We start from the raw sequence: 15,739 nt of genomic DNA on the forward strand, positions 1-15,739 counted from the left end.
GGGATCGGAGGCCGTACATTCATTGAAAACAAAAGATTTAGCTGTCCTTGCGGGTATTATCGGCATTGTGTTGATGATGATTCTCCCGATCCCAATCTGGTTATTGGATATGTTGCTCGTCGTCAATATTTCAATTGCACTGATGATACTCCTTGTTGCAATGAACAGCAAAGAAGCGTTGCAGTTTTCCATTTTTCCAGCTTTGTTGCTAATCACCACACTATTCCGCTTGGCTCTGAACATTTCGACAACCAAGCTAATTCTTGGTGAAGGGGATGCTGGAGCCGTTGTTGCTACCTTTGGTAGTTGGATTGCAGGAGGGCAAATTGCGATTGGATTTATCGTGTTTTTGATCTTGGTTGTCGTTCAGTTTATCGTTATTACCAAGGGTTCGGAGCGTGTAGCTGAAGTTGCTGCTCGATTTACCCTCGATGCGATGCCTGGTAAACAAATGAGTATCGATGCAGATCTGAATGCGGGTCTGATCAACGAGCAACAAGCTCGTGAACGTCGTTCCAAAATTGAACGTGAAGCCGATTTTTATGGAGCAATGGATGGAGCAAGTAAGTTCGTAAAAGGAGATGCCATTGCAAGTATTATCATCCTCCTGATCAATCTGATTGGTGGATTCATCATCGGGATGACTGTGCATGGTCTTGATTTTGCTGAGTCACTTGCCACGTATTCCGTTTTAACTATAGGAGATGGATTGGTTAGCCAGATTCCTGCTCTTCTTATTTCAACGGCAGCAGGTCTCATCGTTACAAGAGCATCATCCGAAGGAAACTTGGCAGAGGATATTACGGGGCAACTGTTTACATATCCAATACTCATTTATATTGTAGCTTTCGTTATTGCCATGCTGGGTTTCTTCACACCTATTCATGTTATTACTACGCTTCCGTTGGCAGGCGTGCTGGCATTTGCCGCATGGCGCATGCAGAATAATTTGAATTTGAAACAGGAAGCGGAAGAACAGCTGGAAGAAGAACAGCAGATTGAAGAGGTCAGAAGTCCTGAAAGTGTAATTAACCTGCTCCAGGTTGACCCTATTGAGTTTGAATTTGGTTATGGTTTAATCCCGCTGGCTGATAATCAGCAGGGTGGGGACTTATTGGATCGGATCATTATGATTCGGAGGCAGTGTGCTCTTGAACTGGGATTGGTTGTTCCGGTCATACGGATACGAGATAATATCCAGCTCAGACCTAATGAGTATGTTATCAAAATCAAGGGTAACGTAGTAGGCGGCGGAGAACTGTTGTTGAATCACTACCTTGCCATGAGTCCAGGCTATGATGAGGAGTCCGTGACAGGTATTGAAACGACAGAGCCTGCTTTTGGACTACCGGCACTGTGGATTGACGAAGTAACCAAAGACAGAGCGGAACTTGCAGGGTATACGGTCGTAGATCCGCCATCCGTTGTGGCGACACATCTGACGGAACTGATTAAGAAACATGCGCATGAGTTACTTGGAAGACAAGAGACGAAAGCACTTGTGGATAATCTGAGAGAGAACTATTCTGCACTGGTGGATGAACTGATTCCTTCTCTACTTTCCATTGGTGATGTGCAGAAAGTGCTTGCCAAGTTATTGCGTGAGAAAATATCTATTCGTGATATGGTTACCATCTTCGAGACACTGGCTGACTATGGTACGTATACGAAGGATCCTGATGTTCTGACTGAATACGTTAGACAATCCCTCTCACGTCAGATTACTCAGCAGTTTTCACAGAAAGGTGAGACACTTCGAGTGATCACGGTTGGACCTGGTCTTGAGAAGAAAATTGCTGAAAGTGTGCAACAATCGGATCAAGGTAGCTATCTTGCTTTAGACCCTGTATCTACACAAAGTGTGTATCAGAAGCTGAGTGAACAAGTGAACCGTTTGATTCAATCAGGTCAACAACCAGTTGTATTAACTTCTCCAACTATTCGGATGTACCTGCGTCAGGTTATTGAACGTACTATGCAGGACATTCCTGTACTTTCCTACAGCGAATTGGAGCCGAATGTTGAAATTCAAAGTATCGGGGTGGTGAACTTATGAGAGTAAAACAATACGTTGTTGAGACCATGCCCGAAGCTATGCTTCAAATTCGCAAAGACCTGGGAAGTGATGCCGTCATTCTGTCCACTAAAGAGATCAAGGTGGGCGGTGTGATGGGAATGTTCCGCAAAAAAAGGATCGAAGTTGTAGCTGCAGTGGATAAGGAAGAAAACAAGCAAACGACGAAGCCAGTACAAAATCAATTCACACCTGTACCTCGTGCATTTGTACCTGAGGCCTACCGGCAAACAGCTCGTTCGTTTGTTGCGGCTTCGGATGAGTCGGCTACAACGAATATAGCTGATCAAAGTGCACAGGAAACATCTGTGGCTGCGTCGTCTATGATTGAATCGAGTAAGCTCGGTTCAATCATAGACAGCGGCTCAGGTTCTTCGAGCACGGATCATAAACCGCGACCGCAAGGGGCGGATTTTTCGGGTTCAACAACTGCGACGAAGCAAACTGTCTCAGACCTGCAGCAGGACAAGTTGATGACTGAATTGCAGGATCTTAAACAGATGGTGACCAAGCTTTCAAAGCAAGGTACTTCTGCGGATGCTGTGCCAGAGGAAATGCATACGATCCGAGAACGTTTGACAGAACAAGAGGTTTGGCCTGAAGTGTGGGAATCCTGGTTTGATTCAATACAAGCAAAATGGTCTGAGGATGAATTGAAGGAACAGGATGTAGAACAAGCTGTAAAACTTGAGGTCATGCACTTCTTGGAAGAACGTATTGACGAAGGCATTCTTCCTACCACTCGAATCGTCTATGTAGCTGGACCAACCGGTGTAGGGAAAACCACGACAATTGCGAAATTGGCGGCTGAACAAATGTTCAAAAAACAACGTAAAGTTGGATTCATTACATCTGATACGTATCGGATCTCGGCGGTAGAACAGCTTAGAACGTATGCATCTATACTGAATGTTCCACTTGAGGTGGTACAATCGCCCGGTGATACACAACGTGCAATTTCTCGATTAGAGCATTGTGACCTGATCTTTATGGACACAGCAGGTAGAAACTACAGAAATGAATTACTTGTCTCGGAACTGCAAAGTTTGCTTGCTCCTGTCGAGAATAGTGAAACCTTTTTGGTCATGAGCATGACTTCCAAAAGTGCGGATATGGTTCAGATCACAGAACATTTCAGTAAATATGGCCTGGATAAGGTGATTTTCACCAAAATGGATGAGACTGGGAGCTGCGGTCCGCTATTTAACCTGTTGCATCGTTTTCCACTCAAGCTTGCGTATGTGGCAAACGGACAAAATGTTCCAGACGATTTGTTGAAGCCGGATGCAGATTCGTTGTCTAAACAGTTGCTGGGAGAATGGACACAATGAAGGATCAAGCAGCTTCACTTCGAAGTATGGTCTCGGCGCCATTGGAAATGGAAGGCATTGAGCGAGATATCCGTTCCTCTAAAATCATTACTGTAGCTAGTGGTAAGGGAGGTGTTGGGAAATCCAATTTCACACTGAACTTTGCGCTGGCATTACAGGCTTTAGGGAAAAAGGTACTGGTGTTTGATGCTGATATTGGAATGGCTAATATCGATGTTCTTATGGGTACGTCTTCATCCTATAATCTTTACCACCTGTTGTACCGACAAAAATCCATAAGGGAGATCATACAACTGGGTGCCAGCGGCTTGCCTTACATTGCTGGAGGATCAGGTATGAAAGAACTATTTTCATTGTCTGACCGTGATCTGGAGTTCTTCGCCAGTCAAGTGGAGGATATTGCTCAGGAAATGGACTATGTCATTTTCGATACAGGGGCAGGTCTTTCCAGAGAGAATATGACGTTTATCGATGCTGCCGATGAATGCCTGATTATAACCACACCTGAACCGACTTCAATAACCGATGCTTATGCTTTAGTCAAAGTTATGCACGGTCAGGAAAATGCTACACCCTTTCGGATGATCGTTAACCGGGTGGAAGACGAACGGGAAGCGGAACGGGTGGCAGATAAAATAGCTGGAGTGGCAAGGCGGTTTTTGCAGACGGATATTCCGCTACTTGGGTATATTTCTGAAGACGCACAGGTAGTCAAGGCAGTTAAAAGGCAAATGCCTTACAGTCTGGCGTATCCCAATGCCAAAGCCTCCAAGGATATAGAGAAACTTGCTCTTCGTTATTTGGCTGTACCTGCAACTCCGGAGTCCGGAACCTTGACAGGAATCAGGGGATTTATGAATAAGTGGCTTAAACGAACAACATGATTTCTGAATAAAGGAAACAGGGGTGACACAACATGGCGGTGTATCAAGTATTGGTTGTCGATGATTCCGCTTTTATGCGTAAGATTGTTACAGATTTAATTGAAGCGGATTCGGAATTTAAGGTAACGGCAACGGCATCAAATGGTAGAGAAGCTATTCAAAAATCGCTAGAATTGAAACCGGATATTATCACAATGGACGTTGAGATGCCCGAAATGAATGGGTTGGACGCATTAAAATCAATTATGAAGGAATCCTTCGTTCCTGTGATTATGTTATCTGGTATCAATGAACAAGGCATGAAAGAAACCATTATGGCGCTTGAAGCAGGGGCATTTGACTTCATTCGCAAACCATCCATTGTACATGACCAGGATATCGCTCAAGTTGGTAAAGCCTTGGTTGAGCGCATGCGTGCTGCGATGAATGAGATCAAACGAAAAGCTGATCGTGATTTATCCATGAAAAACAGAGACATGTTGCGAGGAACGGTTGCTCCCCCAACTCAGCCAGTGCAGAAAGAAATGCCAGCTAGGGATCGAGTGGAGCCTGTGAAAAAAACGATCGAACCTGCTCAGACGGACCAACGCTCTATACGAGAGCGGGCTGAAGTCTTTCAGGCTAAATCAAAGACACCCATTGCGCCATTATCACCTTCGAAACCAGGCCGCGTAGAGAATAAAACAGAGCCCTTGCCGAAGTCAGAGCGTAATTCGGGGACAAATGCAGAAAAAGCAGTGAGGTCAGCTAATCCAGTACAGACTCCTAAGGAAATTCGACTACCTAATGCAGCTCGGGTGGCAGCTGATCAAATAGCAGCAACTTCTGCCTCTGCAAAAACCAAGGATTTAGCCAAATCTAATCCTGTTCCAAAAGGTGCAGGTGGCCCGGAAGGGTCGTTCAACAAGCTTGTGGCGATAGGTTGTTCTACGGGTGGCCCTAGGGCTCTCAAGACATTGCTCGAGCAGTTGCCTGCTGATTTGCCAGCACCGGTCATTATTGTGCAGCATATGCCGCCCAATTTCACCCGTTCTCTGGCTCAACGATTGAATACGTTCAGTCCCCTGCATGTGGTTGAAGCTGAAGAGGGGATGGTCCTGAAAAAAGGGACTGCTTATATAGCACCTGGCGGATTCCACGTGAAAGTTAACAAAACAGCGGACGGGAAGTTTATCGTGAAGCTGAATGAAGATCAACCAGTGAATGGACATAGACCTTCAGTGGATACGATGTTTGAGTCGCTTCTGCCGTTTACATCTTTACAAAGGCATCTTGTTTTGCTGACGGGAATGGGAAGTGATGGAGCACGTATGATGAAGAGATTATACGAAGCAGGAGTTACATCAACCTTTGCCGAGAATGAAGAAACATGTGTTGTATATGGTATGCCGCGTTCTGCTGTAGAGCTGCAATGCGTTCGTCATCTTCTGCCACTGCAGGAGATCGCGTCTAAACTTGTTCAAGCAGTGAAATAACGGAGTGTAACTCACGGAGGAGGTGCCTCACAATGGACATGAACCAATATTTATCCATGTTTATTGATGAGTCTAATGATCATCTGCAATCCCTTAACGAAAACATGCTTCAACTTGAAGGCAATCCGGAAGATCTGGGAATAGTTCAGGTCATTTTCCGCTCTGCTCATACCCTGAAGGGTATGGCGGCAACGATGGGCTTCGAAGATTTGGCATCACTGACACATAAAATGGAAAATGTGCTGGACCTGGTGCGTAATGAGAAGTTGAAAATGCAGGATTACATTTTTGATACCATGTTCAAGAGTCTGGATGCTTTGGAAACTATGGTTCAGGATATTACCGAAGGTGGACAAGGTAAAGCGGATGTGTCCGCTATCGTAGCTTCACTTCAGGCCATTGAAAATGGTGAAATGACAAGCGGAGATGCTCCTGCAACTGAAAAAAATAAACTGGCTAACGCTTCAATTGCTTCGGCTGTGGAGCTGGATGAATTCCAATATTCAGTGCTGGATCAGTCGATTGCTGAAGGCCACCGTGTATTTTATGTAGATGTGCTTGTTAGTGAGCATAGCCAGTTAAAAGGTGTTCGGGCTTATATGGTCTTTGATATGCTCGAGCGTTCAGGTGAAGTCGTTAAGGCTTACCCATCCGTTCAGGATATTGAGCAGGAGAAGTTTGAGCGCAGTTTCTCGTTGTATTACATAACAACTAAAGAGGCGCACGAACTGGAAGAAGGCATCATGAGTATCTCTGAAATTGAGAGTGCAAAGCTGATCCAATTGGATCAGGAGACTCTTCAGCAGATGGCCAATCAGGTCGCAGCCACAGTTGAAGCGCCAACCGCACCGACTACTGTAGCTGAGGTTGCTTCACCGGATAAGAATGCTGCATCCAAAGAAGAAGCGAAGACGGCACCAGCCAAAACAGCTGCGCCGAAACAAGCTGCTGCACCTTCACGTACCATTCGTGTCGATATTGAACGCCTCGATGTATTGATGAACTTGTTCAGTGAATTATTGATTGACCGTTCACGTCTGGAGCAACTGGCCAGTGAGACAGGCAACAATGATTTATCCGATACGGTAGCACATTTAAGCAGAGTGAGCACAGATTTGCAAAACATTGTATTGAAATTACGGATGGTTCCCGTAGATACCGTATTTAATCGTTTCCCGCGTATGATCCGTGATTTGGCTAAGACACTTGATAAAAAAATCGATCTGGTGATTACAGGTGCTGAGACGGAACTGGATCGTACTGTAATTGATGAGATTGGTGATCCGCTGGTGCATTTGCTGCGTAACGCGGTTGACCATGGTGTGGAATCCATTGCAGAGCGTGTAGCTGCTGGTAAACCAGAGATGGGTACAGTAAACCTGCGCGCTTTCCACAGTGGAAATCACGTATTTATCGAGATTGAAGACGATGGTAAAGGAATTTATCGCGACAAGCTCCTTAAAACCGCGATCAAACGTGGAGTTGTAACCGAAGAACAAGGTGCCAAGATGAGCGATGATGAAGTAAATCAGCTGTTGTTCGCACCTGGTTTTAGTACTGCGGATATCATCTCGGATATCTCTGGCCGGGGCGTTGGTTTGGATGTAGTAAAATCGAAAATCACTTCGCTTGGCGGTAATGTAACGATTCATTCAACTCCAGGCAAAGGCACGAACTTCTCTGTTCAACTGCCGTTGACTCTTTCCATTATCGCTGCAATGCTTGTACGACTTGGTTCAGAGAAATATGCTGTTCCATTGTCCTCCATTGTAGAGACAGCCATTGTACAGCGTGAACAGGTTCGCAATATTCACGGCAATAAAATGATCACGTTCCGTGAGTCACTGATTCCATACTTGTCCTTGAGCGAAGTGTTCTCCGTACCGGATTTCAATGATGCTGATGAGCAGGAAACAGAAATTGTCGTGATTCGCAAAGGTGACCGTCTTGCAGCTGTAGCTGTTGAGGAATTTATTGGACAGAGTGAGATTGTTCTCAAATCAATGGGAACGTATCTGCCTGCTATTGAAGGAATCTCTGGAGCAACCATACTCGGAGATGGACAAGTAGCCCTGATTCTTGATCCTAATGCATTTATTAAATAAGCATATAGCTAAGTCTTACATTTAATAGGGAGGTTTTTTACATGGAAGAAGAGTTGAAAGTCATCGTCTTTAAATTGGGTACCGAAGAGTATGGTATTGAGGTAGATAAAGTTCAGACGATTGAGCGCATGATGCCAATTACCCGTGTTCCCAAGACACTTTCTTTTGTAAAAGGAGTCATTAATCTACGCGGTGTTGTAATTCCGGTCATCGATCTACGCGGTCGTTTCTCCCTTCCTGAATCGGAGTATACGGATCAGACTCGTATTGTTATCGTAGGCGTAGACGACATGCAAGTTGGCTTTATCGTAGATTCTGCCAATGATGTTATTGATATCAAGAGCAGCGCGATCGATAGCCCACCAGAAGTGGTTGGCGGCGTCAAAGCGAGATATCTGCGTGGTGTGGCCAAATTGGAGGATTCACGCTTGCTGATCATGCTTAACCTGAACGAAGTATTAAATAAAAGCGAGATTGTACAGCTGGAAAGTGTTGAGGGCTAGTACCGTGGAGATGTTCAACCGATTTGAGGTATTCCAGATGGATGTGCTCAAAGAGGTCGGTAACATTGGAGCAGGCAACGCCGCAACGGCGTTGTCTCAACTCCTCAACAGACCGATTGACATGGGTGTACCTACAGTACAAATGCTCCCGTTTGAAGAAGTTGCCGAAAAAGTGGGCGGGGATGAACGCATCGTTGTTACCGTATTTCTTCGTGTAGAAGGGGAAGCACCGGGAAATCTTTTCTTTATGATGACACCAGAGGCTGCTAAAATGTTGTTGAATAGACTTGCTGGATTTGATTTGAAAGAAGGACTTGCTTTCACAGATATGGAGCAATCAGCGCTTTCTGAAATTGGAAATATTTTGGCTGGATCATATCTTTCTTCTTTGGCAGATTTCACGAAGTTGTCCATGTATCCAACCGTTCCTGGACTTGCCATTGATATGGCGGGTGCCATTCTGAGCTATGGCTTGCTGCAATTCGGCGAGATGGGTGACGATGCATTGTTGATTGACACATCTTTTTTTGAAGGTGAAGATCAGGTTGAGGGTCAATTTTTCCTGATTCCAGATCCGCCATCATTTGCAAAGATATTTGAATCGCTAGGGGTGCCACTGAGCCATGATTGAGGACAAAAGCGTCGTTAAAGTCGGTATGGCGGATTTAAACATCGCTCATCTTCCTGGCGTAATCCGTACGACTGGCCTGGGCTCGTGTGTGGGATTAACAATGTATGACCCACATTTGAAGCTAGCTGGAATGGCGCATGTCATGCTTCCTACTTCCGAGATTGCCCGTGAAGGGAAACTGAACACTGCCAAATATGCGGATACGGCGTTGCCTGAGCTTTTGGAAAAAATGATAAAATTAGGCGCTTCTCACTCACGTATCGTTTCTAAAATGGCCGGAGGCTCCCAGATGTTTGCTTTTGCTGGTGCTGGGGATACGATGCGCATTGGACCACGGAATGCAGATTCTTGTCGAGAGTGGCTGCAAAAACTCAAAATCCCCCTTCTTGCAGAAGATACGGGTGGTAATTATGGACGAACGATTGAAATGGATTGTGAAACTGGCCTTTTGACTATTCGAAGTGTACAAATGGGTGTAAAGGAACTATAAGACTATGATAGGAAACTACCGCATTAATCTTGGAGCAGGCATCGTTGGATTTATTCTTACTTTTTTTGTAGCATACAGCAGCAATGTGCTGACGACCAGTTTAATTCGCGGATTGATTGGATTCGTAGCCTGGTTTGTCCTTGCATATGGTTTACGCTGGGGATTGGGATTGTTGCTGAACCCTCAGGCCCAGGGAAATGGATATGGTTATGATTCACCAAATGCTCAAGATCAAAGAGGTTCACAGGTGGACATTAAACTCGAAGACGATGGACAAGAGCTGAATGACTTGCTCAAGAGTGGACAGAACGCTTCATCTGGGGACGATCTTCCGCCATCTGAGACGAAAGCTCCAACGGGATTCGCCCCTTTGGATCCGCCTAAACTTGTCCGGACCAAGGATCCGGAGGAATTGGCGCAGGCCGTTCGTCACCTGACAGACAAATAAGGAGGGTGAAAGCAATTGAACGAGCGTAAAGCTTCACATTTGAACCATTCTGATCTGTGGGAAAAGTGGAAAGAACATGGAGATCTTGAAGCCAAGAAAACTTTGATTGAAAAGTATCTTCACATTGTAAATTATGTTTCCGGTCGCCTGGCAGTCGGTTTGCCTAAAAATGTTCCCAAAGATGATTTGGAGAGTAATGGCGTTATGGGATTGATTGATGCATTGGAAAAATTCGACTATGAACGTGGTCTACAATTTGAAACCTATGCATCATGGAGGGTCCGCGGAGCTATTCTTGACGGTCTGCGTCAAGGTGATTGGGTTCCGCGTTCTGTTCGGGAGAAAGCCAAGCGCATTGAAGACGCCTATCAACAGCTGGAACAAAGCTATCTCAGGTCCGTTAGTGATGAGGAAATGAGTGAGTATCTGGACGTGTCCACCAAAGATTTTCAACATATGCTTCAGGAAGTGGCGGTCATGTCACTTTGCTCACTGGAGGACCCGATTCGTGAAGAAGAGTCTGAGACGCGTCTGTCTTTAATGGTGGATGAGAAAGCTAAAAATCCGGATTATAAAGTGAATGAGTTTTATTTAAAGGAAGCTTTGGTGCAAGGGCTGGACAAGTTGACGGTAAAAGAGCGGACAGTTGTTTCACTCTTGTATTACGAAGATCTTTCTCTTAGTGAAATCGCAGAGGTTATGTCACTTTCTCCGTCTCGTATATCCCAGTTACATTCCAAGGCAATATTACGATTACGCGGCACGTTGGACAAACAGAAAGATTTGTTGATGCGTAAAGATTAATAGAGAGAAGTAATATATTGGAGTTTGGGGAGTGGAAAGTCTAAAAGGGGGAAGAACTGGAGTGACACAGCGGACTGCTTTGGAACAATGCTTAAACATTGTTTTATCGGACGACAAATGCACAGCCTACCTTGAATTTTCCAAAGAGGAAGAAGGCTTTGCCTGCACGATCGATGAACTTGAACAATTTGTGGCGGAAAAGGGTATCAAGCAAGGTGTATTACGAGAGGCATTATTACTTTTTGTGAGTAACCCTGAAACCTATGCAAAAGATAAATACAAGATTGCTGAAGGTGTCGCACCTATTCAGGGAACAGATGGATTCATCAAGATCCTGGTAGGGATGGATGATACGAACGAAAGACGACCGCTCGAATCGGAAGATGGAACTGTCGATTACAAAGAAGTGACCCGGTTAAACAATGTTCGTAGTGGTCAGATCATTGCAGAGCGAATCGCTCCTGGCGATGGCATACCAGGTAGGGCAGTAACAGGTGAGGAAATTCCTTATCGTCTCGGAAAAGAAGCTCGCTTTAAAGTCGGGAAAAACGTTGTGGTTAACCCGGACGGTTCTGCAATGTATGCTGCATTGGATGGGCTCGTTACCAAAACGGATGGTAATAAACTGAATGTATTTCCGGTTTATGAAGTCAATGGTGACGTTGACTACAATAACGGTAATATCGACTTTGTAGGCACAGTTGTCATACGAGGCAACGTACTTACCGGATTTAAAGTAAAAGCAGCAGGTGATATTCGTGTCGTCGGAGGTGTCGAAGGAGCGGACCTGGAAGCAGGTGGTTCAATCGAAATTACCGGTGGCATTATTGGTTATAACAAAGGACTGGTACAAGCAGGTCATAATGTTAAATGTACCTTTATTCAAGAAGGCAACGTGGATGCCGGTGAAGATGTGCTGGTTTCCCAAAGTATTATGCACTCTAATATTCGTGCTGGCCATGGTGTCATCTGTGCAGGTACCAAAGGTCTTATCGTTGGCGGCTCAATTCAGGCTGGTCAGAACGTCTCAGCGCGTGTTGTAGGCAACAGTATGTCCACGGTGACTGCCATTGAAGTTGGTGTGCTTCCGAAGCTGCGTAACGAACTGAATGATTTGCGCAAGGAAGTCAGAGAGCAGATGGATTCCTTGGACAAAACGAAGAAGGCTTTGACCTTGTTGGATCAGTTAGCTGCCGCTGGACAATTAAGCCCAGATAAGATGTCGATGCGAATCAAGTTGAGTGCTACGCAGAAATCGGCTCTTCGTGTAAGTGAAGAAACGAAAATGCGTATCTTTGAAATTGAAAAGGCACTTGAAGATACAAGCATGGCTCGTGTTGATATTTTGAAGGTGATTTATGGAGGCTCTAAAATAGTTATCGGCAGATACACGAAATTTATTAAAGATCCAGTCAGTCGAATTTCATTTTATTATCACGATGGCGATATTACGATGGTTCCATACGTTTAAGTACAGCATTCAGGCACATGAAGAAATCCATTCGAAACCGTGAGGTGAGCGTATGAGTTTCAAAGCAGTGGAGTTGCAGATTGCGGTACCACGAACAAGCGAGGCGGGACGTTATCAAAGTGAAGCCCAGCAGAGGCCGATTACAGATCAGAATCTCTTGGCAGAGCAAACGGCGAAAGAAGCAAACGAAGCAAGGCAAAGAAGTGAAGCAATGGACGAAACTTCACAGACTTCGGTGCGTGATGGTCATACCAATGATGGGGATCAGCAGAGCGGTTCCGATGGACAGGAAACTGCTCAGGTTCAAGAAACCGTCAAACCTGCAGAGCACCCGTACAAAGGAAAACATATTGATCTGTCTTTATAATAGATAATTGTGATGGACATGCAGTCTTGCGCACCGATGGTTGAATCAGAAGGAGAGAACCCAATTTGTCACCATGGATCATTATTGTCATCTTAGGAGCCTGCGCTATTGCCTACGCATATATCATGCCTAGGAAAAACAAGGCGCAGGAGCCAGGGCATCAACTGGTGCAGGAGATGGAATCTACGCTTGAGCATTACATGACCGAGATTGAAAATGATAATGATGCTCTCATTCAACGTGTGGCTGAGATGAAGGGAGAAGCGACAGCGGCGGATCAACGTTTGCAATCGCAACTCAAGGAATTACAGCAACGATTGGATCAGCTGGAACAGAACAACATAAACGAACCTCTTGCATCACATGTTCCACACTCAGGTAATGTACCCGTACAAGCTTCCGAAGGTTTGCAAGCACAAGCGCTCGTGAAAAGTGTGCAAGCAGAGGCGGCCCAACAGGCGTTAGAAGCAGATTTGCCGACCAGCAAAGTCGAATCTTCACCTGGGCGTGAATCGATTAAAGATCGATATGTAGAACTCTTTAATTTACATGCAGAGGGTAAGTCGATGGATGCCATATCCAAGCAGACAGGCATTCAGCGTGGTGAGGTACAGTTAATACTGCAACTGGCAGAACGGGAGGAAAGCTAAGTCATGGACAAGCGATCCTTATGGATTGGTCTGGGGAGCGGCATGATTATAGGTGCAGTTTTGCTTCAACTGGCCACAGTAGGACAAAATGCATTATCTGATAGTAACCTTGACCCTGAGCAGACTGCCAATATGACGAAAGAACAGCTGGAAACAGTCGCGAAAAGCCTGGATATGAAATTGGTAGGTTCTGAAGAAGAATTATACACAGAAGCAGAGTGGGTGGCGAAGAGAAAACAGGAGAGCAGTGAGTTGCAGGGGAATACAGCAACACCGCCTGAGGCCGTAACCTCCACAGAGACACCTGCTGAGCCTGAGAAGCCACAAGAGCCCGCTACAAATGAAATTGAAGAGCAAAAAGAGATAACTGAACCTAAGACAACAGAACCTGCAACGCCAAGCAATCCGAAAGGTGCAACGGTATCGTTCAAAGTACGTTCAGGCAATAGTCTGGCGATCGTAGCAGCGAATCTAAAAACCGCTGGAATCGTTGATGATGCGCAAGCGTTCATAAAGGCTGGCAAAGCCGAGCGAATCAACACCAAAATCCAAGTGGGTACTTATGCGCTTGAAAAAGGCGAAAGCTTCAAATCCATTATCGCAAAAATTACAAAAGAACCGTCAAGCTGAGCATGCTCGGACAGGACGGTTTTTTGCGTATTTAATCGTATGATTTGAAAATCCAATAATAAGTAATGCTGAGTTCCTGTTGAAGTATAGAATGCTAGTTTAGAAGTAATGAGTATAGAAGTAGATTTAGTTTCAAAGAGTGTTGCATCAGGCTGTCAATTGTGCTATATTAGATAACGGTGTTAAAACACACGCATGTGCTAATTTTGTTGAGGGTGCTTTCCTTATGGAGAGTCTTGGCGAAAAATGATGCCGGCGGAGGACACAATAAAAACCATATTAGGAGGTGTGTGAAGATGGCAGTAATCTCCATGAAGCAGCTTCTCGAAGCTGGGGTACACTTCGGTCACCAGACTCGTCGTTGGAACCCAAAAATGGATCGTTATATCTTCACTGAAAGAAACGGAATTTACATCATCGATTTGCAAAAAACGGTGAAAAAAGTCGAAGAGGCTTACAACTTCGTTAAAGGAATCGCAGGAGAGAATGGTAAAATTCTTTTCGTGGGTACTAAGAAACAAGCTCAAGATTCCGTTAAAGAAGAGGCTGAACGTGCTGGTCAATTCTACATTAACCAACGCTGGCTCGGCGGTACCCTGACTAACTTCCAAACTATCCAAAAACGTATTGATCGTTTGAAACAGTTGGAAGCTTGGGAAGAAGACGGTACATTCGCTGTATTGCCTAAAAAAGAAGTAATCTTGCTTCGCAAAGAAAAAGATCGTCTGGAGAAATTCTTGGGCGGTATTAAAAATATGAAAGGCCTGCCAAGCGCCCTGTTCATCATCGATCCACGCAAAGAGCGTATCGCTGTTGCGGAAGCTCGCAAATTGGGTATCCCAATTGTTGGTATCGTTGATACTAACTGCGATCCGGACGAGATCGATTATGTTATCCCAGGTAATGACGACGCGATCCGCGCTGTTAAATTGCTGACAGGTAAAATGGCTGACGCTGTAATCGAAGCTAACCAAGGCGAAGAAACTTCCGCTTAATAGATTCGAACATATGCAATAAACTAAATGAAAAGGGTGGTTGGCAGGTGGATAACCTCTCACTGCCCTTTTTTTAGAGTGTACGTACAATACTTAATTTTGGAGGGAATTTATAATGGCAGTTAATGCGAGTGCAGTAAAAGAACTTCGCGAAAGAACGGGCGCTGGTATGCTCGATTGTAAGAAAGCACTGGAAGAAGCAAACGGTGATGTAACGAAAGCAGCTGAATTGTTGCGTGAGAAAGGTCTTTCTGCAGCAGCAAGCAAAGCAGGCCGTGCAGCAACTGAAGGCGTTGTAGAATCTTACATCCACGCTGGTGGACGTATTGGTGTCCTGGTTGAAGTTAACTGTGAAACAGACTTCGTTGGTAAAACGGATCAATTTAAGGATTTCGTTAAAGATGTAGCTATGCAAATCGCTGCAGCTAATCCTAAATTCGTTACACGCGAAGAAGTTCCTACAGAAGAGCTGGAAAAAGAAAAAGAAATCTTGAAAGCTCAAGCTCTTAACGAAGGCAAACCAGAGAAAATCATTGAAAAAATGGTTGAAGGCCGTATCGGTAAATACTACGAAGAGTACTGCCTGATGGAACAAACTTTCGTTAAAGATCCAGACAAAACGATTTCCCAATTGCTGAATGAAAAAATCAGCCAAATCGGTGAAAACATCTCCATCCGTCGTTTCGTTCGTTACGAACTGGGTGAAGGTCTTGAGAAAAAAGTTGACAACTTCGTAGAAGAAGTAATGTCCCAAGTAAACAAATAAGACGGTTTTATAAACCGGCAAGCAGGATTGATTTTCGAAGATATAAGAATGATGAAACTTCGAAGCGTAAACTCCCTTATATCCCAGGAAAACAGTGCCTCACCGGTTAAACGTT

16 protein-coding genes are annotated in these 15,739 nt (G+C 44.8%); all 16 read left to right on the forward strand.

Annotated features, from left to right (window positions below):
- The first annotated feature begins 22 nt into the window (after nucleotides 1-22).
- The 16 genes from flhA (at nucleotide 23) to tsf (ending at nucleotide 15,624) form a co-directional block, all read left to right on the forward strand.
- Nucleotides 23-2,056 (forward strand): flagellar biosynthesis protein FlhA, encoded by a 2,034-nt coding sequence (gene flhA, locus PAHA3_RS05445; protein ID WP_062833806.1) that lies wholly within the window; start codon nucleotides 23-25, stop codon nucleotides 2,054-2,056.
- The gene (gene flhF / locus PAHA3_RS05450; protein WP_062833807.1) at nucleotides 2,053-3,405 is read left to right on the forward strand and encodes a flagellar biosynthesis protein FlhF; all 1,353 of its coding nucleotides are present in this window, start codon (nucleotides 2,053-2,055) and stop codon (nucleotides 3,403-3,405) included. The genes flhA and flhF overlap by 4 nt, the downstream gene beginning before the upstream one ends.
- On the forward strand, nucleotides 3,402-4,289 hold the full coding sequence (locus PAHA3_RS05455; RefSeq protein WP_062833808.1) for a MinD/ParA family protein: 888 nt from the start codon (nucleotides 3,402-3,404) through the stop codon (nucleotides 4,287-4,289). Before flhF ends, PAHA3_RS05455 begins: the two co-directional genes overlap by 4 nt.
- Before the next feature lie 32 nt (nucleotides 4,290-4,321).
- A complete protein-coding gene (locus PAHA3_RS05460) occupies nucleotides 4,322-5,764 on the forward strand; it encodes a chemotaxis protein CheB (protein ID WP_062833809.1) in 1,443 nt (480 codons plus the stop codon).
- Nucleotides 5,765-5,796: 32 nt separating this feature from the next.
- Complete coding sequence (locus PAHA3_RS05465) at nucleotides 5,797-7,869, forward strand: chemotaxis protein CheA (RefSeq protein WP_062833810.1); 2,073 nt, start codon at nucleotides 5,797-5,799, stop codon at nucleotides 7,867-7,869.
- A 41-nt stretch (nucleotides 7,870-7,910) separates the two neighbouring features.
- Complete coding sequence (locus PAHA3_RS05470) at nucleotides 7,911-8,372, forward strand: chemotaxis protein CheW (protein WP_062833811.1); 462 nt, start codon at nucleotides 7,911-7,913, stop codon at nucleotides 8,370-8,372.
- Between the two features lie 10 nt (nucleotides 8,373-8,382).
- Nucleotides 8,383-9,003 (forward strand): chemotaxis protein CheC, encoded by a 621-nt coding sequence (locus PAHA3_RS05475; RefSeq protein WP_139331862.1) that lies wholly within the window; start codon nucleotides 8,383-8,385, stop codon nucleotides 9,001-9,003.
- Nucleotides 8,996-9,493 (forward strand): chemotaxis protein CheD, encoded by a 498-nt coding sequence (locus PAHA3_RS05480; protein WP_062833813.1) that lies wholly within the window; start codon nucleotides 8,996-8,998, stop codon nucleotides 9,491-9,493. Before PAHA3_RS05475 ends, PAHA3_RS05480 begins: the two co-directional genes overlap by 8 nt.
- Before the next feature lie 4 nt (nucleotides 9,494-9,497).
- Complete coding sequence (locus PAHA3_RS05485; protein ID WP_062833814.1) at nucleotides 9,498-9,941, forward strand: hypothetical protein; 444 nt, start codon at nucleotides 9,498-9,500, stop codon at nucleotides 9,939-9,941.
- A 15-nt stretch (nucleotides 9,942-9,956) separates the two neighbouring features.
- Nucleotides 9,957-10,745, forward strand: a complete 789-nt coding sequence (locus tag PAHA3_RS05490) for a FliA/WhiG family RNA polymerase sigma factor (protein WP_017689160.1) — start codon at nucleotides 9,957-9,959, stop codon at nucleotides 10,743-10,745.
- Nucleotides 10,746-10,806: 61 nt separating this feature from the next.
- Nucleotides 10,807-12,216 carry a DUF342 domain-containing protein gene (locus tag PAHA3_RS05495; RefSeq protein WP_062833815.1) on the forward strand — a complete coding sequence of 470 codons (1,410 nt, stop codon included), beginning with the start codon at nucleotides 10,807-10,809 and terminating at the stop codon, nucleotides 12,214-12,216.
- 52 nt (nucleotides 12,217-12,268) lie between these two features.
- On the forward strand, nucleotides 12,269-12,583 hold the full coding sequence (locus PAHA3_RS05500) for a hypothetical protein (RefSeq protein ID WP_062833816.1): 315 nt from the start codon (nucleotides 12,269-12,271) through the stop codon (nucleotides 12,581-12,583).
- Nucleotides 12,584-12,648: 65 nt separating this feature from the next.
- Nucleotides 12,649-13,233, forward strand: a complete 585-nt coding sequence (locus tag PAHA3_RS05505) for a hypothetical protein (protein WP_062833817.1) — start codon at nucleotides 12,649-12,651, stop codon at nucleotides 13,231-13,233.
- A gap of 3 nt (nucleotides 13,234-13,236) precedes the next feature.
- The gene (locus PAHA3_RS05510) at nucleotides 13,237-13,863 is read left to right on the forward strand and encodes an endolytic transglycosylase MltG (RefSeq protein WP_062833818.1); all 627 of its coding nucleotides are present in this window, start codon (nucleotides 13,237-13,239) and stop codon (nucleotides 13,861-13,863) included.
- 296 nt (nucleotides 13,864-14,159) lie between these two features.
- Nucleotides 14,160-14,858, forward strand: coding sequence for a 30S ribosomal protein S2 (rpsB, locus tag PAHA3_RS05515; protein WP_017689155.1), 699 nt, complete (start codon nucleotides 14,160-14,162; stop codon nucleotides 14,856-14,858).
- A gap of 115 nt (nucleotides 14,859-14,973) precedes the next feature.
- Entirely contained in the window at nucleotides 14,974-15,624 is a 651-nt protein-coding gene (gene tsf, locus PAHA3_RS05520; RefSeq protein ID WP_062833819.1) for a translation elongation factor Ts, read from the forward strand.
- Nucleotides 15,625-15,739: the final 115 nt, after the last annotated feature.

It is taken from the genome of Paenibacillus amylolyticus (assembly GCF_001570725.1).
Lineage (GTDB): Bacteria > Bacillota > Bacilli > Paenibacillales > Paenibacillaceae > Paenibacillus > Paenibacillus amylolyticus_A.

Excerpts from the sequence above, each read along its gene's own strand:
- flhF (WP_062833807.1), top strand. The coding sequence starts at position 2,053 with ATGAGAGTAAAACAATACGTTGTTGAGACCATGCCCGAAGCTATGCTT.
- PAHA3_RS05455 (WP_062833808.1), top strand. The coding sequence starts at position 3,402 with ATGAAGGATCAAGCAGCTTCACTTCGAAGTATGGTCTCGGCGCCATTG.
- PAHA3_RS05460 (WP_062833809.1), top strand. The coding sequence starts at position 4,322 with ATGGCGGTGTATCAAGTATTGGTTGTCGATGATTCCGCTTTTATGCGT.
- PAHA3_RS05465 (WP_062833810.1), top strand. The coding sequence starts at position 5,797 with ATGGACATGAACCAATATTTATCCATGTTTATTGATGAGTCTAATGAT.
- PAHA3_RS05470 (WP_062833811.1), top strand. The coding sequence starts at position 7,911 with ATGGAAGAAGAGTTGAAAGTCATCGTCTTTAAATTGGGTACCGAAGAG.
- PAHA3_RS05475 (WP_139331862.1), top strand. The coding sequence starts at position 8,383 with ATGTTCAACCGATTTGAGGTATTCCAGATGGATGTGCTCAAAGAGGTC.
- PAHA3_RS05480 (WP_062833813.1), top strand. The coding sequence starts at position 8,996 with ATGATTGAGGACAAAAGCGTCGTTAAAGTCGGTATGGCGGATTTAAAC.
- PAHA3_RS05485 (WP_062833814.1), top strand. The coding sequence starts at position 9,498 with ATGATAGGAAACTACCGCATTAATCTTGGAGCAGGCATCGTTGGATTT.
- PAHA3_RS05500 (WP_062833816.1), top strand. The coding sequence starts at position 12,269 with ATGAGTTTCAAAGCAGTGGAGTTGCAGATTGCGGTACCACGAACAAGC.
- PAHA3_RS05510 (WP_062833818.1), top strand. The coding sequence starts at position 13,237 with ATGGACAAGCGATCCTTATGGATTGGTCTGGGGAGCGGCATGATTATA.
- rpsB (WP_017689155.1), top strand. The coding sequence starts at position 14,160 with ATGGCAGTAATCTCCATGAAGCAGCTTCTCGAAGCTGGGGTACACTTC.
- tsf (WP_062833819.1), top strand. The coding sequence starts at position 14,974 with ATGGCAGTTAATGCGAGTGCAGTAAAAGAACTTCGCGAAAGAACGGGC.